Raw genomic sequence first — 25210 nt, 5'->3', positions numbered from 1 at the left:
ACCGTTAAAGTAATTTCAAAACACTAGGAAAGGGCTTTAATTAAGCCTTATTTTTACCTCAAGACCAATCATTACCAAAATTTATGAATAGTAATATTAAATACGGATTTTACATTGCAGCTACATTAATCGGATACTTTTTGATTATTGACCTTCTAGGGTTAGCTGAAATTATTTACCTATCCTTCTTTAATGCTGTTATAACCGCTGTCTGTATTTTTCTTGCAGTTCGTGATGTTTACAAGCACGATAAAGAGCAATTTAAATATATGGAAGGGTTTACCGCAGGACTGTTAGCAGGACTCATTGGAACTACCATTTTTACCATTTTCATGGCAATTTATTTGTTTGAAGTTCGACCAGAGTTGGCTCAGGCATTGCAAGAGCAAATCAACATAGCCGGCAGTGGGATTGAGTTTGCGATACTTTTATTTGTATTCCTTTCAGGGGTAGCGACTACGATCACCAGCGCTCTTGTGATACTCCCTATTTATAAGCAATCATGGAATACTAAAAAGGTTAGGAAAGAGCAAGACCCTATGAACGACGAGCACTAAAACGTAATAACGTTTATTAATTGTTTATAACTTTGCTTATTTGAGCAATAGGAGTATATTTGCAGCCCGAAATTATTCAATTTAATTAATCATTATGTACGCAATCGTAGAGATAGCAGGGCAACAATTCAAGATCGAGAAAGATCAGAAGTTGTTCGTACATCGCATGCAAGAAGACGAAGGAGCTACGGTTTCTATCGATAAAGTTCTTCTTGTAGGTGACGGCGACAACATCACACTCGGCGCCCCAGCTATAGAAGGAGCATTTGCTGAAGCAAAAGTTCTGGGACACCTTAAAGGTGACAAAGTAATCGTTTTTAAGAAAAAACGTAGAAAAGGATACCGCAAGAAAAACGGTCACAGACAATATTTGTCTCAGATTCAGATTTCTAGTATTTCCTTAAAAGGTGGTAAGAAGAAAGATTCTTCTGATTCTGCTTCCGCGAAAGCGAAAAAAGAAGACCAACCAGTTGCAAAACCTGTAAAGGCGGAAGATGCTCCTAAAGGAAAAGTAGAAAGTGCTTCTACAGACTTGAGCAACAACACGGTGGCAGAGCTTAAAGAAATGGCTAAAGAAAGAGGGCTTGAAGGTTATTCAGCACTTAAGAAAGCTGAGCTTATCGAGTTACTAGAAAATAACTAAAGTATAACTGTTCCCATTCATTAGGGAATACCTAAAATAAATTATCATGGCTCACAAAAAAGGAGTAGGTAGTTCGAAAAACGGAAGAGAATCAGAATCCAAACGCTTAGGTGTGAAGATTTTTGGTGGCCAGGCGGCAATCGCTGGTAACATCATCATCCGTCAGCGCGGTATGGAGCACCATCCAGGTGAAAACGTATATGCTGGTAAGGACTTCACATTACACGCACAAGTGGACGGAGAAGTAAAGTTCACTAAGAAAAGAAACAATAGATCTTACGTGTCTATTGTACCAGTAGCACAGGCGTAAGCCCAGCTGCTAACATATAAAATCCCGTTTAGGTTTTCCTAGACGGGATTTTTTGTTTGGTCAAAAACCTTAAAGGATCTATGAATTAAAACTTCCTATATGCCACAGTATTCCAGAAGGGTCGTGCAAGAAGAATTCGCTGCCCCAATCGTTTTTTACAATTTCTGACAATCGTGATTTTGGAAATCCAGCTGGCAGATTCAAAGATTTAAAGATTTTCAAAGTTTCTTCCAAATCTTCAACTTCCAGAAATAGCATTGTGTTTTCTACCCAATCTTGTACGTGTGCATTTTGTAAATAAAAGCCAAAACCATCCAAACTAAAACGGCACATACTAGAAGAGTACCATACCTCTTCAAACCCTAATTTCTTATAAAAGGTTCTGGATGTATTATAGTCGTCTGAACCTATAAAGGGCAGTATTGATTTAACTTGGACGCTTTTTACAGGCATTTTCATCAATTAATCAATCCGTTTTTTGACAAGACGTGAATCAGTGAATCCACAAATACACGTTGGTCTAATTGACCCTTATTAGCAATCTGGATGGTATAAACATCAGTCATCTTACCTGGCGTAGCAATCGCTGTGTCCATGACGTTTTTAAGAGATTCTGTAAGCTTCGATATAGGCCAGTTGGTCATTTGTATGGAGTCAGCCGTAATCTTCAATCCAGCATCTCCATATACGCCTAAAGTGCTGCCTGATTCGATAAACCCACTTAGGTTTTCCGTCTCAATGGTTTTTCTTTGAAAATCACTGGCACAAGAAATAAGTACGATCGAACTAAAAATAAGAAAGGTGTTTTTCATAACAGTAGAGGGTTGCTATTCCTTAACGGGTTTTGAATCGTGAAAGTATGACTTATAAAAATGAAGTGCATAAAAAAGCCTCAATTAAATTGAGGCTTTTAAGTGCTTACGGTCGTCCTTTCAAACGCTTTTCTATCTTTTGTTTTTTAGCCGTTAGACGTTTCATCAAATCCATGATCTCTTCGTCTTTCGTTTCCTTGAACACTTCATTAAGTGCTAGGATGAGCTCCTTGCCTTTACGAGATGCATGAACACGATCACTCGTGGACATGTTACTCATAGACATGTTCTCATATTCTTCTGCTTGTTCTTTAAGTTCCATTAATTGTATTTATTAAGCTTTCGCGAAAGCGAAACTGCATAATTCGTATCTAAATGCGGAATATAGGAAAAGATTCCTAATATCTGTAATATTCTGGCTTGAATGGTCCTTCAACCTCCACACCTATATATTCTGCTTGATCCTTTTTAAGTTCCGTAAGCTCTGCTCCCATTCTTGAAAGGTGTAATGCTGCTACTTTCTCATCTAAATGCTTAGGTAACATATACACTTGATTTTCATAAGCGTCTCTGTTTGTCCACAATTCGATTTGAGCTAGTGTCTGATTTGTAAATGAATTACTCATCACAAAACTAGGGTGACCTGTTGCACAACCCAAATTCACCAAACGACCCTCAGCAAGTAAGATGATATCTTTACCATTGATGGTATACTTATCTACTTGAGGCTTGATCTCTACCTTAGTATTACCGTGATTCTTATTTAAGAATGCAACATCAATTTCATTGTCAAAGTGGCCTATGTTACAAACAATCACTTTATCTCTCATCGCTTCAAAGTGCTCGCCGCGTATGATGTCTTTATTTCCAGTTGTTGTAATTACAACGTCTGCATTGCCAACAACATTTTCTAGTTTCTTCACTTCAAAACCGTCCATTACCGCTTGTAAAGCACAGATTGGATCAATTTCAGTTACAGTAACAATGGAACCAGCACCTCTAAAAGAAGCTGCCGTTCCTTTACCTACATCACCATATCCACAAACGACAACTCGTTTTCCAGCAAGCATGGTATCAGTTGCACGGCGTACAGCATCTACTGCACTTTCTCGACAACCGTATTTATTATCAAACTTTGATTTAGTTACTGAGTCGTTCACATTGATGGCTGGCATCACTAAAGTTCCCTTTTTCATACGTTCATACAAACGGTGAACTCCAGTAGTCGTTTCTTCAGAAAGACCGTTGATACCTTTAGCAAGTTCTGGATACTCGTCAAAAACCATGTTAGTCAAATCACCTCCATCATCAAGGATCATGTTCAATGGCTTGCGATCTTCACCAAAAAACAAAGTTTGCTCAATGCACCAGTTGAATTCTTCCTCATTCATCCCTTTCCAAGCGTAAACTGGAATTCCTGCGGCAGCAATAGCTGCAGCAGCGTGATCTTGAGTAGAGAAAATATTACAGGAAGACCAGGTTACATCAGCTCCTAAGGCTACAAGAGTCTCAATTAGAACTGCTGTTTGTATCGTCATGTGCAAACAACCTGCAATGCGAGCACCTTTTAAAGGCTGTGACTCGCCATACTCTTCACGCAAGGCCATTAGACCTGGCATTTCAGCTTCTGCAAGCTCAATTTCTAGACGGCCATAGTCCGCTAGGGAAATATCTTTTACCTTGTAAGGTGTATAAGGGATGGTTTCTGTACTCATAAATGTTTTTATTGCGGCTTCAGTCGTTGTAGGACTTCAAAATCAACAGATTAAAAGCTTTTAATTATTCTTAAATTGCGGGTGCAAATTTACGAAATTTAAGCCGTTTTCCATGCCTGTTATCAAAACCCTAACAAATCGCAGCAATACAAGGGTTTACGTGTGGGAAATCACTGAGTCTGAAGCCTGGTTGCGATCAGGGATTGAATTGTCCCAAAACTCTGTCGAACGATTGATTACCATGAGTTCAGAGGTTCACCGGCGAGGGTTTTTGAGCATACGCCATTTGTTGCTACAAGCTGGCTATAGCGATAAGCAATTATATTATGACGAACTAGGTAAACCCCATCTAGAAGGCGAGAAATATATTTCCATTACCCATAGCTTTGAATTGACGGCCATTATCATCAGCGATTCCCCAACGGGTATTGATATCGAGAAACGCCGTGATAAAATTCAGCGCATCGCTGTAAAATTTGTCAATTATGAGCTTCAATTTATAGCTCAAAAAACCAACAAGGTTTCATTACTCACTGTAATATGGGGAGCAAAGGAATCCATGTACAAATGTTTAGGTCAGAAAGGGTTGGGCTTCTTTGAACATTGTAAAGTCGAACCTTTCAGTATGGAATCTGGAGAAACGGTATCGCGAATCGATTTTGGAGAAATTCAAAAATCTTTTGACACTTATTTTCAAGAGATCCTAGATTACACGCTGGTGTATATATTACCCAAATCTTGATGACCATTTTAGAAAGCCTACAGCAGTGCAAAAGAACTTTGGGCATTCTTGTAGATCCTGAAAAGCTGGATGTAGAAGATTTTTCCGCTTTCGCGAAAGCGATGTCATCCACCATACCACAACTCACAAAGGCATTAGAACTCAACCAAATTATTTTCTTACTGGGCGGCAGTACCATGACCGACGTAAATCTGGACTATTGGATAGATGAATTCCGAAAAATTACGGAGTTGAAATTAGTGCTGTTCCCAGGTTCCCACCGTCAGGTTTCAGAACATGCAGATGGATTGTTGTTTCTCAATCTCATTTCTGGTAGAAACCCACAATATCTTATAGGTGAGCAAGTTGCCGCAGCAAGCCGCTTAAGAGAATCTGCATTACAAATAATTCCTACAGGCTATATTCTAGTTGACGGAGGCGTAGAAAGTGCCGTGTCGAGAGTTTCTGGTACCGCGCCACTTTCTCCTCAAAACGAGGAGTTGATCTTAAATACCGCAGTTGCAGGGGCGCTGATGGGAAATCAATGCCTTTATCTAGAAGCAGGCAGCGGCGCTAAGGTTTCAGTTTCTGAACACCTTGTTTCAAGAGTTGCAGATTTGATACAAATCCCGCTAATAGTAGGTGGAGGGTTATATACTTTGAAAGAAATCAAGCACAGATTTGATGCAGGCGCTCAGATGGTGGTTGTTGGAACTGCTATAGAGCGTAATTTGAACTGGAAAGGTTAGTTTTGTAGGAAAACCATCAGACTATGGAAGTATCTATCGAGTTGACTATGTCACCGCTACAGAACGATTACGAAAAACACATTATTGATTTTATCAAGGTGTTGCGGTCCTCACAATTTACAGTTTTGGAAAACCCTTTATCTACACAAATATTTGGTGATTACGCTACCTTGATGCCGTTTTTGACCCATGCTATTGAAGAAAGCTTGCACCGTCAAGATAAGGTTTTGATCTACATGAAATTGGTAAAATCCAATCGCGCCGACTATAAGCCGCATTTCTAGATGGAATGGACAGAGTTTGTTTTTGGTCAGTATAGCGAGTATTCTAGGATTCAAATAATTCTGGAAGTTATCGCCATTGTAATGTCTGTAATAAGCGTGCTGTACTCGCTGCGCAATAGTGTTTTGGTTTTTCCATTTGGTATTGCCAGCACTTTGCTTTTCATTTATTTATTATATCAATGGAACTTACTCGGTGATATGGTCATTAACGGCTATTATTTTATCATGAGCGTTTATGGCTGGTATTACTGGTTACAAAATGGCAAGTACGATAAAGAAACTCCCATAACCACTACCTATAAAAAAGAATGGTGGATTGCAGCAGCTATTGCTCTGGTTACCGGTATTGCCATATTCATTTTATACAAAGCTACTGGTCGACTAGAAAACTGGGTTTCTTATATTGATATGCTTACCACAGGAATATTTTTTGCTGGAATGTGGTTGATGGCACGACGCAAGTTGGAACATTGGCTCGTATTGATGGTGGGAAATATCATATCCGTGCCGCTGTACTTTTATAAAATTAATGAAATGTATAATGCCTTTAGTTTGACCGCCCTGCTTTATATCTTTCTTTCTATAATTGCCTATGAAGGTTATCGACGATGGAAAAAATACCTGAACAATCAGAATTTGACGGTTTAAGAATCGTGCTGTACGGTCCAGAAAGCACAGGAAAATCAACACTGGCAAATCAGCTTGCGGCTCATTACCAGGAGCCTCAAGTAAGTGAGTTTGCTAGAGTATATCTTCAAGAAAAAATGGATCGTACCGGTACAGTTTGTTCCTTTGGTGATATTGTACCTATTGCTATAGGTCAACGAGAGTCAGAAAACAAAGCGGCAACCCAAGCAGGAAGGCTACTATTTTGTGACACAGATATTTTAGAGACCTACGTTTATTCTACGATCTATTTCAATCGGGCACCTCAAGAATTAGTGAGGTCTTTAAAGGCATCTAGTTATGACTTATATTTATTGATGGATATTGATACGAAATGGACCCCAGATGATCTAAGAGACCGGCCACAAGAACGAAAATCTATCTTTAAAAAGTTTCAACAGACACTAGAGGAATTCAAACAGCCTTATAAAATTATTACGGAATTAGGCCACCAGCGTTTTTTAAATGCTATTGCTGCCATAGATGACCTATTACTATGAATTTCACAGAAGCTCAACTTCTACAATTAAAGGAAAAAGGAATTTCAAGAAGCACTGTAGAAAAACAGCTGCAACGCTTTGAAACTGGTTTTCCAGTGGTGAAGCTGAAAAAAGCTGCTCTAGTGAATCATGGAATTGTGAGGATAGAAGATGACCGCAAAGAGGAATTGGTCAAACTCTATGAAGACAAAAAAACCGAATTGGACATTTTAAAATTTGTACCAGCAAGTGGAGCAGCAACTAGAATGTTCAAATTTCTACATGAATTTCTTCAAGAGTTCGACCCAGTAGTAGATTCCATCAATTCATTCGTGAATAAAAGAAAAGCTAGGGATCTATTTACCTTTTTCGTGGGTATTGAAAAATTCCCTTTTTATGAGGAAGTGATGGCAGCACTGAAGCAAGAAAATGCCAACTGGGCTTCACTACCAGACCGGGATAAAAAAGTACTTTTTGTAAAAAAGATGTTGTTTAAGGATGGCTTTAATTATACGTCCATGCCTAAAGGGTTGGTACCATTTCATAAATATTCCAATCACATAGCAACTGCCTTTGAAGAACATTTACATGAAGCGTCCAGCTATGCTGCCTCACAAAATAATGCACGATTGCATTTTACCATTGCTCCTGCATTTCGGGATGATTTCAAGCAAGAATTCCAGCGTATACAGTATAAAGTAGAGCGTAAAACAGGAATTAAATTCAAAATTTCATTTTCACACCAGCAACCTAAAACAGACACCATTGCTGTAGACTTAGACGACCAGCCCATTCTAAATGATGACGGACTATTTTTCTTCAGGCCAGCGGGACATGGCGCCTTGTTGGAGAACTTAAATGATCAAGAAGCAGACTTGATTTTCATTAAAAACATTGATAATGTAACGGTAACCACCTTTGAGGAAGAAGTAGGTACTTACAAAAAGATGTTAGCAGGATTACTACTGGAAATTCAGCAAAAATGTTTCGACTATTTAAAAAGTTTAGAAACTCAAGATCCATCTAAGGAATTACTGCAAGAAGTGGAAGGTTTTATAAAGTACCAGCTGCATGCCACATTGCCTTTAGATTATCATAAATACACAACAAAATATCAATTGGAAGCCATTTGGAACCGGTTGAATCGTCCTTTGCGTATTTGCGGAATGGTGAAAAATGAGGGAGAGCCTGGGGGTGGCCCTTTTTGGGTATTCAATGAAGTAGGTCAGGCGAGCTTACAAATTGTAGAAAGTGCACAAGTCGACCAAGATAATCACAAGCAAAGCAAGATCGCCTCTAATTGTACCCACTTCAATCCGGTAGATCTGGTCTGTGGGGTACGGGATTATCAAGGTAATAAATTTGATTTGACAGGTTTCCGTGATCTGGAAACCGGGTTCATTACGCATAAATCACGAATGGGTAAAGAGTTGAAAGCTCAAGAGCTTCCAGGGCTTTGGAATGGGGCGATGGCGCATTGGAATACGATTTTTGTAGAGGTGCCTCTGATTACCTTTAATCCAGTGAAGACGGTGAACGATTTACTCAAACCAGCGCATCAAGGATAGATGGATTTGAATCAGCTAGAAAAAGACGTGAGTTACACGGCAGTTGCCAGCAGCGGTCCTGGTGGGCAGCATGCTAATAAGGTAGCTACAAAAGTTTTATTGGAGTTGGATATTGAAAAGAGTTCCGCTTTCGCGAAAGCGGAAAAAGAACGAATTCTAGCCGCACTTCAAAATCAGTTGACAAAAGAAAATCTGCTAAAGATATCTTGCCAAGAATCTCGCAGCCAAGCGAAAAACAAAGAATTGGCTTTTGCCAAATTAGTCAAACTATTGCGTAAAAGTGCTAAGCCCAAAAAAGTGAGGCGAAAACGAGTTGTACCCGCATCAGTGAAGCGTAAGCGACTCAACGATAAGAAAAAGCACAGTGAGAAGAAGGCAAATCGCAACTTTAGGTTGTAGCACAAATCCGTATTGATAGCCTACATTTTGCGTCCATATAAGTTGCCTAATCGCTTATTTTTGCTGCATGGAACTTAATGATACGATTGAAGCGGCACTAGAAAACAGTATGTCTTATTTGCAATACCGCACCTTTGTGGAATCGCACGCCATCAACCACACTAATAGTGGTGATGAACAAACTCCCGCATTAGCACAGTATACTGCATTGAACCACCAGCGCATGAAGCGTCAAGACAAAGTGATGCGGCTTAAAGAGGAATCGCTGAATTTTCTTGCCTCGTTACAGCGCAAGCTCATCTTTCTTTGCATAACAGAAACCTGGTGTGGTGATGCGGCGCAAACCATGCCTATGATCAACAAAATAGCCGTCGCGGGTGGTGTGGAGTTTAGAATTGTATTGCGGGATGAAAACCTAGATCTCATGGATCGTTTTCTAACCAACGGTGCACGTTCGGTCGCCAAGGTTATTTTATTAGATGCAGAAACTCATGAAGCGGTAGCCAGTTGGGGTCCTAGACCTACAGCTGCAACTCCATTAGTAGCAGAGGAGAAGCGCGCCAAAGGAGCACTTTCTCCAGAATTCAAACAACAACTTCAAACCTGGTACAACAAGGATAAAGGGGAGGAAACAGAAAGAGATATAATCACTTTACTGAAGCAGCTCTAGGTTCTACTTATTATATAGATTGATAAATAAATAGGGAGTATTCCACGAATACGTCTTTAATGTTTAACAGTAAATTTATTTGACTTTAGTAAATATGCATTTTATTTGTATGTACAATTAAAATACATACAATATTATGAATTTACTTAGAATAGATAGTAGCCCTAATCAAGCGGGCAGTATAAGTAGAGAGCTTACCGACCTTCTCCAAGAGAAGTTGGAATCACAAGGTCACAAACTGACTGGAAAAAGAGATTTATACTATGATGACCTTATCACATTAGGTGATCAGGATCGTTACTCTGCTTACTTCACACCTTCCGAGGACTTGACGGACAACCAGCGCAAAGAAATTGTAGGAAGTAATGAACTAGCCATAGAGTTTGCAGCGGCAGACGCGTATATCGTTGGAGTACCCATGTACAACTTTACTGTTCCTGCAGCCCTTAAAACCTACATTGACTTAATTGCCCGATTAGGGATCACTTTTCATTATACGCCAGAAGGGCCTGTAGGTTTACTGAAAAACAAAAAAGTATTTGTGATAATTTCTACAGGAGGAACACCCATTGGAAGCGAAGTAGATTTCGTTTCACCTTATCTAAAAACCTTTTTCGGATTTATAGGAATCACTGACGTCACATTTATTGCTGCAGATGTCACCAATCAATCCAGAGAAGCAAGTATCGAAAAAGGTACAACGGCCATCGAGGCTTTATAATTTCAACTTTATTTTAATTATTGAGAATGCTGGGATGAGGGTCTCGGCATTTTTTTATGGAGCACTTTCATGATTCATAAGATTAAATCAAGGATGGCTCAACCCTTCATTAAGGCAGCTTCAAACTCCTCAATTCCCACCGCATCGGCGACATCATAATCACCAATTTTAGTCCTGCGCAACGCGCTCAAATGACCACCATTGTTCAATGCTGCTCCATAATCATGAGCGATGGATCTAATGTACGTTCCTTTGCTGCAGCCCATTCTGAAATCAACTTTTGGTAACTCTATGCGGGTTAGGTCAAAGTCAGTCACTGTTACTGTTCGTGCGCTTATTTCGGTAGTTTCTCCTGCCCTTGCGAGTTCGTACAATCGCTTGCCATCTTTTTTAATAGCGCTGTAGATAGGTGGTTTTTGTTGGATTTCGCCGGTGAACTGCTCGGTAATTTTTCTAAGTAAATCTTCGGTTAAGTGATCTGTAGGGAATGTTTGATCTATTTCAGTTTCTAGGTCATAGCTAGGCGTTGTTGCACCCAGGGTTATGGTGCCAGTATATTCTTTTTCCTGCGCTTGATAAGTGGAAATATTCTTGGTTTCCTTCCCGGTACAGATAATCAGCAAACCAGTTGCCAATGGATCCAAAGTCCCTGCATGACCTACTTTAATTTTTTTAATGCCATAATGTTGACGTATCAACCAGCGCACTTTGTTGACCAGCTGAAAAGAAGTCCAGTTCAGGGGCTTATCAAAAAGAAGAACTTTACCGGTGAGATAGGGATTGTCAGAAACTTGCGGATTCAAAACTTAAGATTTCAATTAATAATTCTAGAGTTAGGCTGCTAGACTACCAGCGATAATGGCCACAATACCTACCGCAAAACAATAATAGGAGAAGTAATGCAACTTGGCCTTCTTCACAATGGAAATCATCCAGGTACAGGCGATTAATCCTGTGATAAATGCAGCAAAAAAACCAAACAATAACGGCAGGCTGTTACTGCTTTCCATATTCAGATCGCCAATCATCACGTCTTTGGCAATTTTTCCTAAAATCAAAGGCACTACCATTAAAAAGGAAAACCGAGCTGCTTTGGTACGATCATTACCTAATAATACTGAAGTGGAAATTGTCGCTCCGCTACGGGAAACTCCAGGTAATATGGCAATGGCTTGTGCCACGCCTATAATGATCGCATCTTTCCAACTCACCGCTTTTCCAGTATTCTTTGCACGGCCAGCAAGAAACAGAAGCAATCCAGTCACTAGCAATAAAAATCCGACCAGCAATACGTTACCTCCAAAAAGCGATTCCATCTCTTCCTCAAATAGCAAGCCTACAAATACAGCAGGTATCATGGAGAGAATAATCTTTACAGAAAACTGTGTTTCTTCGTTCCACTGAAAGGAAAACAATCCTTTCAATAGTTCCAAAATATCTTTTCTAAAAACCACGATTGTACTCAAGGCCGTGGCAAAATGCAATACCACAGTAAACATCAAGCTTTCCTCAGGGACTGAATTATCTCCAAGAATCGCTTTTCCTAGTTCCAAGTGTCCGCTGGAAGAAACAGGTAAAAACTCTGTTAAGCCTTGGATGACTCCCAGTACAATAGCATCAAAAGTTTCCATTATTTATCTGGATCAAGAAGGATCGCATACACCTGAATCCCAAAACCGATTATTACCAGCGCTGGAGCTAGCCTAATGCGTCTCCAAGAGAAAATCTCTGGATTGAATACGTTTGGATCATCACTACCACCACCTATCATCAATATAAATCCTAGCGCAATCACGGCAAGACCAATGATCATCCATGTGTAATTTTTCTTCTTAAACACAAACCCAAAAACCGGCTTGACATAATCAGGCTCAGTGGAATCTGTATTTTGGTTCTTTTTGATTTTTTTACTCATAATACTATTTATAATTACGCTTTCGCGAAAGCGAATTAATAATACAACTGATCTGTTCTCAAATTGAGATATCGAGTTGTTGCAAAAAACGTACTGATCAAACTAATCAAAACGCCAAAAACCAGCACGCCCACAAACAAAATCGCCAGCATCTGGTAGTTCTGTAAAATTTCTAATTCAGGCACGTAACCATCCATCCAGTATACCACGCCGCCCAGCGCCACTAGGGCAAGCAGAGCACCTATCACACCCAGTTTAATACTGGTCAGGATAAATGGTTTGCGTATAAAACCTTTAGTCGCACCTACCATTTGCATGGTTTTAATGGTAAATCGTTTGGCGTAAATGGACAGTCGAATGGAACTATTGATCAATAGAAATGCAATAAAAATAAAAACACCACTCACGATTAACATCCAGAAAGAGATGCGCTTTACGTTTTCATTCAATAGCGAAACCAAAGGTTTGTCGTAGCTCACTTCTTGAACAAAATCTTTGGCAGCAAGATCATCCGCAATTTGCTGGATCTGGCTGTCGTCCACAAAGCTGGAATTCAAACGCACGTCGATGGAGTTGGGAATAGGATTAAAACCATCTAATTTGGCCACAAAATCCTCACCTAGATCCTCGATGGTTCTTTGCGCGCCTTCTTCACTACTTACAAAAACCGCGCTCTTGGTATAATCTGCCATTTGCAGGGATTTCTCCAGTTGTTGCATTTCCACATCTTTGGCGCTATCCTTAAAATAGATGGACATAGGCACTTGCTCGCGGAAATAATCGGCTAGTTTCTGGCTATTCAACAAGAAAAAGCCCTGTAGGCCCAACATAAAAAGTACCAAGAATACACTGATCACCACCCAAAAATAGGAGCTGAACAAGCGGCGTTTTTGATAAGAAGAAGAGGATGCCATAAATCGCTGTTGCAAATAGTTACAGTGAACAAAAATAACAAAGTTCGCGAGCCTTGCAGGATTACAACGCCATAAGTTTCCTACTTGTTGCAAACGGCCTATTTTTGTGCCTCACAATCGCGTTTATGTTACTGTACGATCACAAGAAAATCGAATCAAAATGGCAAAACTATTGGGCCAAAAACGGCACTTTTCACGCCCAAAACCATTCTGATAAACCCAAATTCTATGCTCTCGATATGTTCCCATATCCTAGTGGTGCCGGGCTTCACGTGGGACATCCGCTGGGATATATCGCCAGCGATATTGTGTCTAGGTACAAACGCCACACTGGTTTTAACGTCTTGCATCCCATGGGTTATGATAGCTTCGGTTTGCCGGCAGAGCAATACGCAATTCAAACCGGTCAGCATCCCGCAATAACGACTAAAGACAATATTGCTCGATACCGTGAGCAGATGGACCGTATCGGTTTTAGTTTTGACTGGTCGCGCGAGGTAAAAACCAGTGATCCAGGATATTATAAATATACTCAAGAGATTTTTATCATGCTGTTCGACAGCTGGTACGATAATATAGCAGATAAAGCTCGTCCTATAAGTGAGTTGGAATTTTGCTTTCGCGAAAGCGGAACAACTTCCATCAACGCTGCAACAGACGAAGATTTGCGACAGTTCACGGCAGCCGATTGGAACTCGTTTACCGAACAAGAACAACAAGAAATTCTACTCGACTACCGCTTGACCTTCCTTGCAGATACCGAAGTGAATTGGTGTCCAGCACTGGGAACCGTTCTCGCAAATGATGAGATCGTCAATGGCGTTTCAGAACGTGGCGGCCATCCTGTTGTGCGCAAGAAAATGCGCCAGTGGATGATGAGAATCAGCGCGTTTGCAGAGCGTTTATTGAATGACTTAGAAGACCTTGACTGGAGCGAATCCATTAAGGAAATCCAACGCAACTGGATCGGGAAGTCCATAGGATCGCTTGTCAAGTTCAGAATTATGAGTTCAGAGTTAGGAGTTAATCGTTCTGAACTCATAACTCCGAACTCTGAACTTGAAATAGATGTTTTTACCACACGACCAGACACGATTTATGGAGTAACCTTTATGACACTGGCACCAGAACATGAGTTGGTGGATATCATTACAACCGCAGATCAAAAGGCTGAGGTCGAGGCCTATAAAAAAGCAACCGCTGCACGATCAGAACGTGAACGCATGGCAGATGTCAAAACTATTTCTGGCGTGTTCACGGGAGCTTATGCATTACATCCGTTAAGCGGCGAAAAAATCCCGGTATGGATAGGCGATTATGTTTTGGCAGGTTATGGAACCGGCGCTGTGATGGCAGTACCATGTGGTGATGAACGCGACCATGCTTTTGCTAACTTCTTTGCTTGTCAAAAAGGAATGCCAGAAATCAAAAATATCTTCAAAGATGTGGATGTGAGCGAGGAAGCTTATGTCGCAAAAGATGATACGAAATTAACCAATAGCGATTTCCTCAACGGTATGAGCTACGAGTCTGGTGCGATGGCAGCAGCTATCGAAAAGTTGGAAGAAGTAGGCGCCGGAAAGGGAAAGACCAATTACCGCTTGCGCGATGCTGTGTTTTCCAGACAGCGTTATTGGGGCGAGCCATTCCCAGTATATTATAAGGACGGTTTGCCGCAAATGATCGACCGCGAGCACTTGCCACTGGAATTGCCAGAAGTAGATGAATACCTACCAACTGAAGATGGCGCTCCACCATTAGGTCGCGCGACAACCTGGAGTTGGTGTACTAAAGAAAACAAAGTCGTTTCCAATGATGATGATCGCGATTGTGTATATCCGCTAGAGTTGAATACCATGCCTGGTTGGGCAGGAAGCTCTTGGTATATGTTTAGATATATGGATGCCAATAACGAGAACGAAATGTTCTCAAGCGAAGCTCAGGAATATTGGCAAAATGTGGATCTATATATAGGAGGAAGCGAGCATGCGACCGGTCACTTGTTGTACAGTAGATTTTGGGTAAAGTTGCTGCATGATTTGGGTAAAGTCACGGTTAAAGAGCCTTTTAAAAAGATGATCAATCAAGGGATGATACTTGGTGAGAGTGCTTTTATAGCAGTCACTTATCAAGTGTCTTTTCACCCACAAGATGAAAATGAAAACGAAATTCCTAGTTTGAAAAATTCAGTTGATTTTGATTTAACTCAACAAATTGTCAAGCCACTATCTCTAACGTCTATTCCCAAATATGCAAAGTCAATAGGTCTCAAAGAAGATGAGGTGCTAGACAGTAATTATTTGGAGGATTATTATTCAGCTAACCTTATGGCAATCAAAGAAACTGCTAAGTCAAACGGCATACCTGATAAATACTTTAATAGAGATAACTATTACAATACATCTTTAGGGCGCATTGTTCCTGTCGACGTCTCTTTGGTTGATGCTCACAACAATCTCGATATTGAAGCTTTTAAAGAGTGGAGACCAGAATTTGAAAACGCTTTTTTTGTAACAGGAGATGATGACTTAATTAAAACTCATCGCGAGGTAGAAAAAATGTCTAAATCCAAATACAACGTTGTCAATCCAGACGATATCTGTGATCAATACGGAGCGGACACCTTGCGTTTGTACGAGATGTTTCTGGGTCCGCTAGAGCAGGCGAAGCCGTGGAATACGGCAGGAATAACGGGCGTTTACGGCTTTATGAAAAAGCTGTGGAAGTTGTATCATGATGAGAGTGGTTTCAATGTAAGTGATGACAAAGCGTCGCCAGACAGCATGAAAACCTTGCATAAAACCATCAAGAAAACCCGTGAGGATATTGAGAACTTCTCATTCAACACTAGTGTCAGTAGCTTTATGATTGCCGTCAACGAGTTGACCGCTCAAAAATGCAACAACCGCGAGGTTTTGGAACCACTTGCGATTCTAGTGTCCCCATACGCACCACACATCGCAGAAGAATTGTGGTCACTATTAGGACACAAAGAATCTATCAGTGAAGCTGCATTTCCAGTTTTTGAAGAGAAATACCTGGTAGAAAGCAGTAAGACCTACCCTATCTCGTTCAACGGTAAAATGAAATTCACGCTGGATTTACCATTAGACATTTCTAAAGACGAGTTGGAAAAAATGGTGTTGGAAGACGAGAAAGTTCAGGAGCAATTAGAAGGAAAAGTAGTGCGCAAGACAATTATTGTTCCTGGGAAGATTGTGAATTTTGTGGTGGGTTAGTATTTAAGTGTTTTTGCTCTCATTAAACTGTCACGCTGAATTCATTTCAGCATCTCGTGGATTTTAGTTCACATTTTTATCGTTGCAAGAATGAGTTAGATCCTGAAACGAGTTTAGGATGACAGGTAGTTATGATTTATACAATTAGTTGCTGGTACCAGACGATAGGCACTGGTTTTAGTGTTTCATTGTTTTGCACTTTATAAGCCGCTTCGAGCGACAGTCGAGAAGGAGCGACATGAAAATACTATCTAAATAACTTGCAGTAACCATCTATTTATTCCGCTTTCGCGAAAGCGAGATCACTTTTAACATCACTTTTGAAAGGCAATCTTTTGCTTTGCTACAAAGCCGTTGTAGGGTATCTTTGCAAACCCTTAAAAACGACACTTTTGAGTGAAGTACCTTCTTTAGAAAAAACGCCTGGAATGCTGGCCAATTATGTGGAAATTACAAAGCCACGTTTGTCCATTGTGGTCGTGTTTTCTTCTATAGCAGGTTACTTTTTAGGTGCTGAAACCTATGACTGGTTGACCATTGTGTTGCTGTGTATAGGTGGCTACTTTCTAGTAGGATCTTCTAACGTTTTTAATCAAATCATCGAACGCGACCGGGATGCACTCATGAAACGCACGATGAATCGACCTATTCCCACAGGTCGTATTGCGGTGAATCACGCATGGGTTTTTGGATTGACCATGGCGTTGACGGGTGTTTACTTGTTGTACTTGATCAATTGGCCTACGGCATTTTTTGGTGCGCTCAGTATTGTTTTATATGCTGCGGTTTACACTCCGTTGAAGACGAGAACGCCGCTTTGTGTTTTTGTAGGTGCTTTTCCTGGCGCTATACCTTATATGTTAGGTTGGGTGGCGGCAAGTGGAAGCTTCGGTATAGAGCCGGGAACCTTGTTTATGTTGCAGTTTTTCTGGCAATTTCCACACTTCTGGGCGATAGGATGGATGCTGGAGAGCGACTATAAAGCTGGTGGTTTTAAAATGTTACCTACAGGCGCAGCAGATAAAGGAACCGCTGTGCAGATAGTTTTATACACTATATGGACGATTGCTGTCTCACTAATTCCAGCCTTTGGCGTTACAGGTTCTTTATACATGACCCTGTGGAGTGCAGCGCTAGTATTGTTATTAGGACTATGGTTTCTCTATTACTCCATCAAGTTGTTCAGAGAACGGACGAATGCTGTAGCGAGAAAACTTATGCTGGTAAGTGTGAGCTACATTACTTTAATACAGATCATCTACGTGGTAGATAAATTTATAAGATAAAATGACAGATGTAACCGAATTACCAATCGAACAAAAAATCGCGCGCTCAAAGAAGCAAATGATGTGGTTTGCCATTGCCAGTCTGGTAATGATGTTTGCAGGTTTGACTAGTGCTTATGTAGTAAGTAGTAGCCGTCGCGATTGGGTAGATATTGAAATGCCTTCAGAATTTTTCTATAGTACTGGAGTTATTTTGCTAAGTAGTTTGACATTGTGGCTTGCCAAAAGCTTGATCAAAAAAGGAGACAAAGGTGCTGCGATGATTTTTACAGCGATAACTTTTGTGTTAGGGACTGCTTTTGTAGTCATGCAATTTATGGGTTTCAACTCCATTATTGAGATGGGATACCGCTTCACTGGTGCGGCCAGTAATGTGAATGCTTCCTTTATTTATGTGATAGTGGTGGCTCACCTGGCTCACATTGTTGCTGGGTTGATAGCGTTAACTGTGATGACGGTACAAACGCTGCGAGGCAAATACACCAAGGAAAATTTATTAGGTTTTGAACTAGGTTCTATATTTTGGCACTTCGTGGATGTGCTTTGGATCTATTTACTATTGTTTTTAGTTTTTGCTAAAGATATATTTTAGACCTATTTTTGCGACATATTACAACTAATTTCAACTTATGGAGACTACAGTAGCTGCTACTGGTACAGAAGGCCAACAATGGGGTGGCGGCACAAGCCCACTCGGTGCGAGTTATGGAAAATTGATGATGTGGTTCTTCATCCTTTCTGATGCGCTTACTTTTTCAGGTTTTCTTGCCGCATACGGATTCTCTAGATTCAAGTTTATTGAAGAATGGCCGATAGCTGATGAGGTATTTAACCACTTCCCGTTCATGCACGGTGTTGATGCTCCTATGTTTTATGTAGCGTTGATGACCTTTATCCTTATTGGTTCTTCTGTAACCATGGTACTTGCAGTAGATGCTGGTCACCACATGAATCGAGGGAAGGTTTCTTTCTATTTGTTGTTGACCGTTATAGGTGGTTTGATATTCGTTGGTTCTCAAGCTTGGGAATGGAAAAACTTTATCGCTGGTGAATATGGTGCTGTAAAAACTAAAGGAGGGAAGATTCTTCAATTTGGAGAGTATGTAGAGGTTGATGGTGAGATGGAATTTAAACGTGTAGCACTTGATGAGTTCGCCACCGTTGGTTCTAGAGATGTTCAGGCTTATGGGGAGAGCGAAGGAATCTGGTACGAAACTTCTGGCGATATAGGAACTACCTATTCTATTGATGAAGTACGTAGAGGATTTGCTGCAAACCCTGATCTTTTGATTAGATCTCAATACATTCAAGTAAACGAGGAAACTGGAGCTTCAGAAAAAACGATTCTTTCTCGTGAAGAGTCAGAGTTTAAACTCAACAACCAAGCTATAAAAGTTGTAGAAGGAGCTAACTTAACAGAGAACGAATATGGAGCGCCACTTTTTGCGGACTTCTTTTTCTTCATCACAGGATTCCACGGTTTCCACGTATTCTCTGGAGTTATATTCAACTTAATCATCTTCTTTAATGTTCTGTTAGGAACCTATGAGCGCAGAGGTAGCTATGAGATGGTTGAGAAAGTAGGCTTATACTGGCACTTTGTAGATTTAGTTTGGGTATTCGTATTTACTTTCTTCTACCTCGTATAATTATTAAAGATTTTAAAATGGCAGATCACGCACATTCAGAACATAAAGAACACAATCTGGCGATTTTTAGAGGCCGATTGAAGTTTAAGAACAACGTACAGAAGATTTGGGGAGTATTGATTTTCCTTTCTATAGTTACTTGCGTTGAAGTAGCTTTAGGTTACATCAAACCAGACATCTTGAACGGTCAGTTTTTAGCATTGAAGTACCTTAACTGGATCTTCATCATCTTGACCTTAGTAAAGGCCTATTACATCACTTGGGATTTCATGCACATGCGTGATGAGTTGAGTGGATTGCGCAGAGCGGTAGTCTGGACAGGAGTATTCTTGATTATTTACTTAATTGCAATTCTACTGGTAGAAGGTGATTATATCTATGAAGTTTATAAGGACGCTGCTGTAAGTTTCGACTTTTAAACGACACTAATAATGAACACTACAAGGACGGTTTTTCCGTCCTTTTTTATACCAGAATATGTCAGCATCTAAAGACAGTTACCAAATCAAAAAGGTGAACCCGTTTGCCAAATACTTTGTATTGGTAGTGCTCTTTGCTTTGCCCTTAGTAGCTTATCTTTTTTTCTTGCAGGGTAAACATCACTTTGATACCCTTCCAGTGATGAACGAGCAAGTAGGGAACCTTGATAACTTTAAGACGTTAGAAGGTGAGGTTGTTCAATTAACAGACAGCGTAAGCGTGATCACTTTTCTAGGGCATCAGCCTTATGAACGTTTAGGCTATGTTTCTAACATTAACGAGAAGATTTACAAGGAGTTTCATCAATTTGAAAGCTTTCAGATGATATCCATCGTACCACAATCTGGGATTAAGGATATTGAAGAAATTCGATACCAGATGAAAGAAACCACCGATATAGAAGACTGGCACTTTATCACCGGGACAGATCAAGAAATTAAGAATTTCTTTAAAAAGTTAGGCTCTGATTTAATCTTGAATGAAGACCTGTCATCAGATTATGCATTTATAACGGACAAGAACGGCGCTTTACGTGGGAGACCTAAGGAAGACGATGAAGAGGCTGTTTATGGGTATGATACCAGTTCTATATCTGCATTACAAAAAACAATGATCGACGATATGAGAGTATTGCTTGCAGAATATAGATTTGCTTTCAAGAAAAATCGCGATCAAGAAATCGACGGATATGAGTAAGAAAAGCGACACGCCTTATTATATAGGTCTGGGAATTATTATTTTGATTTTTGGATACTTTGCAGTGACTAATGTGATTGACTATATCCAGGCAGATAAAGTAGTGGATAGCAATCGCAGTGAAGATCGTGATCCAGTAGCGGACAAATTTTTGAAGAAATTCAATCAGGTTCCCGACTTTCAGTTTATTAATCAGGATGGTGATACGGTTACTAATAAAGATCTATTAGGCAAAGTGTATATCGTTGACTTTTTCTTTACCACCTGTCCCACGATTTGTACACCCATGAGTCGTAACATGTCTCAAATCAATGAGAAACTATCAAAATACGAGGACTACACTGCAGTATCCATCAGCATCGATCCTGATAACGATACTCCAGCAGTTTTAAAAGAATATGCCAGCAGGTATGACGCACAAACTACGGACTGGCAATTTCTTACAGGAGATAAACAAGAGACTTACAAACTAGCCAAAGAAGGGTTTAACGCATATGTAGGAGAAAGTGATAATCCAGCAGTACGATTTGAACATAGCGGGAACTTTGCGTTAGTAGATCGTGATGGATACATACGATCCCGTAAGGATGCCTATGGCAATTGGACATATGTGTACAGCGGTATTTCTGAAAATGATTTACCAGCGCAATTGGAGGAAATCATGGAGGATGCAGAAACTTTATTGAATAATTAATCATGTTAGAGAAAAAAGGCCCAGCCATCATTATCGCCATATCCATTCTCGTACCGCTCGTTGTAGTGGTCTTGATGTTTATGCCAGAGCGCTATAATTTTCTAGGTGTTGAGGCAGGATTATTTCCCTTGTTTCATGCCATACTTAATGCGAGTACCGCACTATTGTTAATTACAGGATTTACATTAATTAAAGCTGGGAATCGTAAAGCACACCGCGCTGTGATGACGACTGCTTTTATTTTAAGCGCAGTATTTTTAGTGAGCTATGTCATTTCTAAAATAAGCAATGAACCAGTGCCCTATCCAGAAGATGCTCCTTTACGTGCACTTTACCTATTTATTTTGATTACCCATATAGTGCTTTCAGGCATTATTCTACCGTTGGTATTGTACACCATGTATTTTGCTTGGAATAAGAAATACATCCGGCATAAGAAGATAGCCCGTTGGACGTTTCCTATCTGGTTGTACATTGCGTTTACAGGTGTTGCAGTGTATGTTTTCATGTATCCATACTACTAAGAAATTATGAAAAAGAGTATTCTAGTTATCATAGCTGTTCTTTTTTCCGCTTTCGCGAAAGCGCAATGTGCCATGTGTCGTGCGGTTATCGAGAGTGGTGGTAGTACCGCTGAGGCAGAGGGCCTGAATAATGGAATCACCTATCTCATGATTTTCCCCTATTTATTAGTAGGCGCAATTATCTATATGATTTATCGCAGCACCACAAAAAAGGCTTCAAATTAACGCGACTTTAACACGTATAGCGTAACTATTTGCAATTTTGGTGGTCTACTTGATAGGCGTTCGTAACGCATAGAAACTACCGCAAATGATTGAAATTAAAGACCTTCATAAATCTTATAAAACAGGTGCTAACTCATTGCACGTTTTAAAAGGAATTAATTTCAATGTCAAAGAGGGAGAATTAGTCTCAATCATGGGATCTTCTGGGTCGGGAAAATCTACTTTACTGAATATTCTCGGCATGCTGGATGAAGCGGACGAGGGTAGTTATACTCTGGATGGAACACCTATCAAGAACCTAAATGAAAAGATTGCTGCAAAATACCGGAATAAGTTCTTAGGTTTCATTTTCCAATCTTTCAACCTGATTAGTTACAAGAACGCCATGGATAACGTGGCTTTACCACTGTACTATCAAAAACTCCCACGACGCGAACGTGAAGAACGCGCCATGCATTATCTTGAAAAAGTAGGTCTCGCAGACTGGGCAGACCATTTACCCAATCAATTATCAGGCGGGCAAAAACAGCGCGTAGCCATTGCTCGTGCACTCGCCAGCGACCCTAAGGTGCTACTTGCAGATGAGCCTACAGGAGCACTGGACACGAAAACTTCTTATGAGGTCATGGATCTTATTCAAGGCATCAATGAGGAAGGACGTACCATTCTAGTTGTCACTCATGAGCCAGACATTGCACAAATGACCAAACGCATCGTTAACTTGAAAGATGGACGCATTATCGACGATACTCTCGTGGATCAGGTAAAAGCTTTGAGCCATGTTTAGTATTGAGAGCTGGCAGGAGATTTTTGAAACCATACGCAAAAATAAGTTACGCACTTTCCTGACGGCGTTTTCTGTATTTCTAGGAATATTCATTCTGGTTATTCTGATGGGTTTTTCTAATGGGATTGAGAATGGCGTTACCACGCAATTTGAAAGCGATGCTACTAACAAGATTTCTATAAGAACTGGAACAACTACTAAAGGATATCAAGGACTTAATCCTGGCCGTAGATTGCAATTACGCAATGGGGATTATGATAATCTCAACCAGAAATACGAAAATAACATTGAGTATAAAACGGCTACCTATTCTACCTGGGGCGGCCAAGTAAATTATAAAACGCAGCAAGGTAACTACCGGATCGAAGGAGCAAATGCCGACCAGCAATTTATCGAAAACCAAGATATGGTTTCTGGAAGGTTTTTAAATCAGGCAGATCTAGATGAAAATAACAAGGTAGCTATCATAGGTCAACAAATGAAAATGGACCTATTTAAGGATGAAGATCCTATAGGTAAAATGATCATGCTCAACAACAATGTCAACTTTCAAGTTGTAGGTGTTTATACAGATCCTGGTGGCAGTCGAGAAGAATCTCGATTGTTTATACCGCTTACTACTGCGCAACAAGTGTTCAATGCAGGGCAAGATATTAGGAGTATTGCTTACACAGTTAAGATGGAAGAAAATTTTGATCAAGCGGTCGCAACCAGTGCTGCAATGTCAGAATCTATTGAACAAGAATTGCGTTCCAGATTTACAGTTAATCCTGAAGATCGCTCAGCGATTTATGTTTCAAACACGCTAGAAGAAGCTGAAAAGATCTATGGACTCATCGACACTATTAGAATGGTGTTTTGGTTTATTGGAATCGGAACCATCATAGCGGGAATTGTAGGGGTAAGTAACATCATGCTGATCATTGTTAAGGAGCGTACTAAAGAAATAGGTATACGTAAGGCGCTGGGCGCATTGCCATCCCAGATTACTGGAATGATTCTTCAAGAAGCGATTTTTATTACGGCTCTATCTGGCTTAGTAGGCTTGTTAGCCGGAGTCTTTGTTTTAGAAGCCTTAAGTCCATTAGTGGAAACAGACTTTTTAAGATATCCTAAAGCAGATTTAGGCACTTCATTGACCACTCTAGCCATATTGATCATTGCTGGTGCTTTGGCTGGATATATTCCTGCAAGACGTGCCTCAAATATCAAACCTATTGAAGCCTTAAGAGACGAATAATATGTTTAGCAAAGACCGTTGGAATGAAATATTAGAGGCGCTTAACGCCAATAGGTTTAGGACTTTCCTGACAGCATTCGGTGTTTTCTGGGGAATCTTTATTTTGGTTTTATTGCTGGCGCTTACGAATGGTTTGCGCACAGGAGTGAGCAAAGATTTTGGTGATTTTGCTACAAACTCCATGTTTTTATGGGCGCAATCTACCTCTATGCCTTATAAAGGGTTTAAAAAAGGACGCCGCTTTGATTTAAAACTTTCTGACGTTGCCGCACTTAAAGAAAAGTTTCCTGATCTCGCCTATGTTTCTCCCAGGTTGCGATTAGGTGGCTATAGAGGTTCTAACAATGTGACTAGGAATGAAAAAACAGGTGCATTTGAAATCAGTGGCGATTATCCTGAGTACATCAACCAGCAGCCCATGGATATTACTGCGGGACGATTTATAAGTTATTCAGACATTGAAAATGACTTGAAAACGGCGGTAATAGGTGTTGATGTGGTGAAAACCTTATACGATATAGGTGAAGACCCTATAGGGACTTACTTCACCATTAATGGTGTAAACTTCAAAGTGGTTGGAGTTTTCAAGAACCCCAATAGTTCTGGAGATAGTGAACAAGAAGCGAACACTATTTATATACCGTACACCACTTTCACGAAAGCGTTTAACACAGGAGATAATGTGGGTTTCATGGCAATTACAGCAAATGAGAAAGTCAGTATCACCACACTCAAACCTGAGATTCTTGCCACATTAAAAGAATTACGATCTGTAAACCCTAATGATGAAAGGGCTTTAGGTAATCGGGATATCGCTGAACAGTTTGCTAAGATCACTGGACTATTCGACATCATGGCATTCGTGGGGTATTTTGTTGGAGGACTGATATTGCTATCAGGAGGTATTGGAATCAGCAATATCATGTTGATTGTAGTAAAAGAGCGAACTAATGAAATAGGGGTGCGTCGAGCACTGGGTGCCACGCCATGGGATATTAAAGCCCAAATCTTACAAGAAAGTATCGTGTTGACAATGATCGCTGGTTTTGCAGGTATAGCATTTTCTGCAGGGATGATTTATGTGATGAATCTTATACTAAGCTCCGTAGGACCAGTTTCTAATTTTGCAAATCCAACGGTTGACATTAAAGTAGTGATTATCGCATTGATGGTTTTAATAGTGGCAGGACTTTTAGCTGGATTTATTCCATCCTCCAGAGCTACAAAAATGAAACCAGTAGACGCATTAAGAACAGAATAACGAACG

Annotated in this window: 32 protein-coding genes; 24 read left to right on the top strand and 8 right to left on the bottom strand. The window is 40.2% G+C overall.

What is annotated here, in order from left to right:
• Positions 1-83: 83 nt before the first annotated feature.
• From NMS_RS03350 to rpmA, 3 genes are all read left to right on the top strand, one after another.
• Positions 84-557: a DUF4199 domain-containing protein gene (locus NMS_RS03350; protein WP_041495408.1), complete on the top strand. Its 474-nt coding sequence runs from the start codon at positions 84-86 to the stop codon at positions 555-557.
• A gap of 94 nt (positions 558-651) precedes the next feature.
• On the top strand, positions 652-1200 hold the full coding sequence (gene rplU / locus NMS_RS03345) for a 50S ribosomal protein L21 (protein WP_041495407.1): 549 nt from the start codon (positions 652-654) through the stop codon (positions 1198-1200).
• A gap of 46 nt (positions 1201-1246) precedes the next feature.
• Positions 1247-1510: a 50S ribosomal protein L27 gene (gene rpmA, locus NMS_RS03340; protein ID WP_041495405.1), complete on the top strand. Its 264-nt coding sequence runs from the start codon at positions 1247-1249 to the stop codon at positions 1508-1510.
• A 78-nt stretch (positions 1511-1588) separates the two neighbouring features.
• Here rpmA and NMS_RS03335 read toward each other — a convergent pair whose 3' ends face one another.
• The 4 genes from NMS_RS03335 to ahcY all read right to left on the bottom strand — a co-directional run bounded on the left by NMS_RS03335 (position 1589) and on the right by ahcY (position 4037).
• On the bottom strand, positions 1589-1969 hold the full coding sequence (locus NMS_RS03335; RefSeq protein WP_231862355.1) for a VOC family protein: 381 nt from the start codon (positions 1967-1969) through the stop codon (positions 1589-1591).
• Entirely contained in the window at positions 1969-2322 is a 354-nt protein-coding gene (locus NMS_RS03330) for a hypothetical protein (protein WP_041495404.1), read from the bottom strand. The genes NMS_RS03335 and NMS_RS03330 overlap by 1 nt, the downstream gene beginning before the upstream one ends.
• Positions 2323-2428: 106 nt before the next feature.
• On the bottom strand, positions 2429-2644 hold the full coding sequence (locus tag NMS_RS03325) for a hypothetical protein (protein WP_041495402.1): 216 nt from the start codon (positions 2642-2644) through the stop codon (positions 2429-2431).
• A 76-nt stretch (positions 2645-2720) separates the two neighbouring features.
• Positions 2721-4037: an adenosylhomocysteinase gene (gene ahcY / locus NMS_RS03320; RefSeq protein ID WP_041495401.1), complete on the bottom strand. Its 1317-nt coding sequence runs from the start codon at positions 4035-4037 to the stop codon at positions 2721-2723.
• A 112-nt stretch (positions 4038-4149) separates the two neighbouring features.
• Here ahcY and NMS_RS03315 point away from each other — a divergent pair, with 112 nt between their 5' ends.
• The 9 genes from NMS_RS03315 to NMS_RS03275 all read left to right on the top strand — a co-directional run bounded on the left by NMS_RS03315 (position 4150) and on the right by NMS_RS03275 (position 10294).
• Positions 4150-4779: a 4'-phosphopantetheinyl transferase family protein gene (locus NMS_RS03315; protein ID WP_041495400.1), complete on the top strand. Its 630-nt coding sequence runs from the start codon at positions 4150-4152 to the stop codon at positions 4777-4779.
• Positions 4779-5507: a geranylgeranylglyceryl/heptaprenylglyceryl phosphate synthase gene (locus NMS_RS03310; RefSeq protein ID WP_041495398.1), complete on the top strand. Its 729-nt coding sequence runs from the start codon at positions 4779-4781 to the stop codon at positions 5505-5507. Before NMS_RS03315 ends, NMS_RS03310 begins: the two co-directional genes overlap by 1 nt.
• Before the next feature lie 23 nt (positions 5508-5530).
• Positions 5531-5791: a thiamine-binding protein gene (locus tag NMS_RS03305; RefSeq protein ID WP_041495397.1), complete on the top strand. Its 261-nt coding sequence runs from the start codon at positions 5531-5533 to the stop codon at positions 5789-5791.
• The gene (gene pnuC / locus NMS_RS03300) at positions 5792-6439 is read left to right on the top strand and encodes a nicotinamide riboside transporter PnuC (RefSeq protein ID WP_041495396.1); all 648 of its coding nucleotides are present in this window, start codon (positions 5792-5794) and stop codon (positions 6437-6439) included.
• Positions 6400-6957, top strand: a complete 558-nt coding sequence (locus tag NMS_RS03295) for an AAA family ATPase (RefSeq protein ID WP_041495395.1) — start codon at positions 6400-6402, stop codon at positions 6955-6957. Before pnuC ends, NMS_RS03295 begins: the two co-directional genes overlap by 40 nt.
• Positions 6954-8504: a DUF4301 family protein gene (locus NMS_RS03290; RefSeq protein WP_041495394.1), complete on the top strand. Its 1551-nt coding sequence runs from the start codon at positions 6954-6956 to the stop codon at positions 8502-8504. Before NMS_RS03295 ends, NMS_RS03290 begins: the two co-directional genes overlap by 4 nt.
• Positions 8505-8903, top strand: coding sequence for an alternative ribosome rescue aminoacyl-tRNA hydrolase ArfB (gene arfB / locus NMS_RS03285; protein ID WP_041495393.1), 399 nt, complete (start codon positions 8505-8507; stop codon positions 8901-8903). It begins immediately after the preceding gene.
• A gap of 67 nt (positions 8904-8970) precedes the next feature.
• Positions 8971-9573 carry a thioredoxin family protein gene (locus NMS_RS03280; RefSeq protein WP_041495392.1) on the top strand — a complete coding sequence of 201 codons (603 nt, stop codon included), beginning with the start codon at positions 8971-8973 and terminating at the stop codon, positions 9571-9573.
• A gap of 136 nt (positions 9574-9709) precedes the next feature.
• Entirely contained in the window at positions 9710-10294 is a 585-nt protein-coding gene (locus NMS_RS03275; RefSeq protein WP_041495391.1) for an FMN-dependent NADH-azoreductase, read from the top strand.
• 98 nt (positions 10295-10392) lie between these two features.
• Here NMS_RS03275 and truB read toward each other — a convergent pair whose 3' ends face one another.
• From truB to NMS_RS03255, 4 genes are read right to left on the bottom strand one after another with little or no spacing between them, the layout of a single operon-like run.
• Positions 10393-11097 carry a tRNA pseudouridine(55) synthase TruB gene (gene truB / locus NMS_RS03270; protein ID WP_041495390.1) on the bottom strand — a complete coding sequence of 235 codons (705 nt, stop codon included), beginning with the start codon at positions 11095-11097 and terminating at the stop codon, positions 10393-10395.
• A 30-nt stretch (positions 11098-11127) separates the two neighbouring features.
• Positions 11128-11925 (bottom strand): undecaprenyl-diphosphate phosphatase, encoded by a 798-nt coding sequence (locus NMS_RS03265; RefSeq protein WP_041495388.1) that lies wholly within the window; start codon positions 11923-11925, stop codon positions 11128-11130.
• The gene (locus NMS_RS03260) at positions 11925-12209 is read right to left on the bottom strand and encodes a DUF3098 domain-containing protein (protein ID WP_041495387.1); all 285 of its coding nucleotides are present in this window, start codon (positions 12207-12209) and stop codon (positions 11925-11927) included. Before NMS_RS03260 ends, NMS_RS03265 begins: the two co-directional genes overlap by 1 nt.
• Positions 12210-12244: 35 nt before the next feature.
• Positions 12245-13123, bottom strand: coding sequence for a cell division protein FtsX (locus tag NMS_RS03255; protein ID WP_041495386.1), 879 nt, complete (start codon positions 13121-13123; stop codon positions 12245-12247).
• 125 nt (positions 13124-13248) lie between these two features.
• Between NMS_RS03255 and NMS_RS03250 the strand changes: the two genes are divergently transcribed.
• The 12 genes from NMS_RS03250 to NMS_RS03195 all read left to right on the top strand — a co-directional run bounded on the left by NMS_RS03250 (position 13249) and on the right by NMS_RS03195 (position 25204).
• Positions 13249-16362: a leucine--tRNA ligase gene (locus NMS_RS03250; protein ID WP_041495385.1), complete on the top strand. Its 3114-nt coding sequence runs from the start codon at positions 13249-13251 to the stop codon at positions 16360-16362.
• 428 nt (positions 16363-16790) lie between these two features.
• Complete coding sequence (cyoE, locus tag NMS_RS03245; RefSeq protein ID WP_052477028.1) at positions 16791-17648, top strand: heme o synthase; 858 nt, start codon at positions 16791-16793, stop codon at positions 17646-17648.
• Between the two features lies 1 nt (position 17649).
• On the top strand, positions 17650-18240 hold the full coding sequence (locus NMS_RS03240) for a cytochrome c oxidase subunit 3 (RefSeq protein ID WP_041495382.1): 591 nt from the start codon (positions 17650-17652) through the stop codon (positions 18238-18240).
• Positions 18241-18277: 37 nt separating this feature from the next.
• Positions 18278-19297: a cytochrome c oxidase subunit 3 gene (locus tag NMS_RS03235; RefSeq protein ID WP_041495381.1), complete on the top strand. Its 1020-nt coding sequence runs from the start codon at positions 18278-18280 to the stop codon at positions 19295-19297.
• A 17-nt stretch (positions 19298-19314) separates the two neighbouring features.
• Positions 19315-19716, top strand: a complete 402-nt coding sequence (locus tag NMS_RS03230) for a cytochrome C oxidase subunit IV family protein (protein WP_041495379.1) — start codon at positions 19315-19317, stop codon at positions 19714-19716.
• A gap of 58 nt (positions 19717-19774) precedes the next feature.
• Positions 19775-20473 carry a hypothetical protein gene (locus NMS_RS03225; RefSeq protein WP_052476679.1) on the top strand — a complete coding sequence of 233 codons (699 nt, stop codon included), beginning with the start codon at positions 19775-19777 and terminating at the stop codon, positions 20471-20473.
• Entirely contained in the window at positions 20466-21167 is a 702-nt protein-coding gene (locus NMS_RS03220; protein ID WP_041495378.1) for an SCO family protein, read from the top strand. Before NMS_RS03225 ends, NMS_RS03220 begins: the two co-directional genes overlap by 8 nt.
• Before the next feature lie 2 nt (positions 21168-21169).
• The gene (locus NMS_RS03215; RefSeq protein WP_041495377.1) at positions 21170-21691 is read left to right on the top strand and encodes a DUF420 domain-containing protein; all 522 of its coding nucleotides are present in this window, start codon (positions 21170-21172) and stop codon (positions 21689-21691) included.
• A gap of 6 nt (positions 21692-21697) precedes the next feature.
• Positions 21698-21916 (top strand): hypothetical protein, encoded by a 219-nt coding sequence (locus tag NMS_RS03210; RefSeq protein ID WP_041495376.1) that lies wholly within the window; start codon positions 21698-21700, stop codon positions 21914-21916.
• An 85-nt stretch (positions 21917-22001) separates the two neighbouring features.
• A complete protein-coding gene (locus NMS_RS03205; protein ID WP_041495374.1) occupies positions 22002-22703 on the top strand; it encodes an ABC transporter ATP-binding protein in 702 nt (233 codons plus the stop codon).
• Positions 22696-23943 (top strand): ABC transporter permease, encoded by a 1248-nt coding sequence (locus NMS_RS03200; protein ID WP_041495373.1) that lies wholly within the window; start codon positions 22696-22698, stop codon positions 23941-23943. The genes NMS_RS03205 and NMS_RS03200 overlap by 8 nt, the downstream gene beginning before the upstream one ends.
• Position 23944: 1 nt before the next feature.
• Positions 23945-25204 carry an ABC transporter permease gene (locus NMS_RS03195; RefSeq protein ID WP_041495372.1) on the top strand — a complete coding sequence of 420 codons (1260 nt, stop codon included), beginning with the start codon at positions 23945-23947 and terminating at the stop codon, positions 25202-25204.
• Positions 25205-25210: the final 6 nt, after the last annotated feature.

The organism is Nonlabens marinus S1-08 (assembly GCF_000831385.1).
In the GTDB taxonomy this organism is placed as follows: Bacteria; Bacteroidota; Bacteroidia; order Flavobacteriales; family Flavobacteriaceae; genus Nonlabens; species Nonlabens marinus.
Note: the sequence above shows the minus strand (reverse complement) of the source record. Positions and strands in the feature narration are given on the sequence as shown.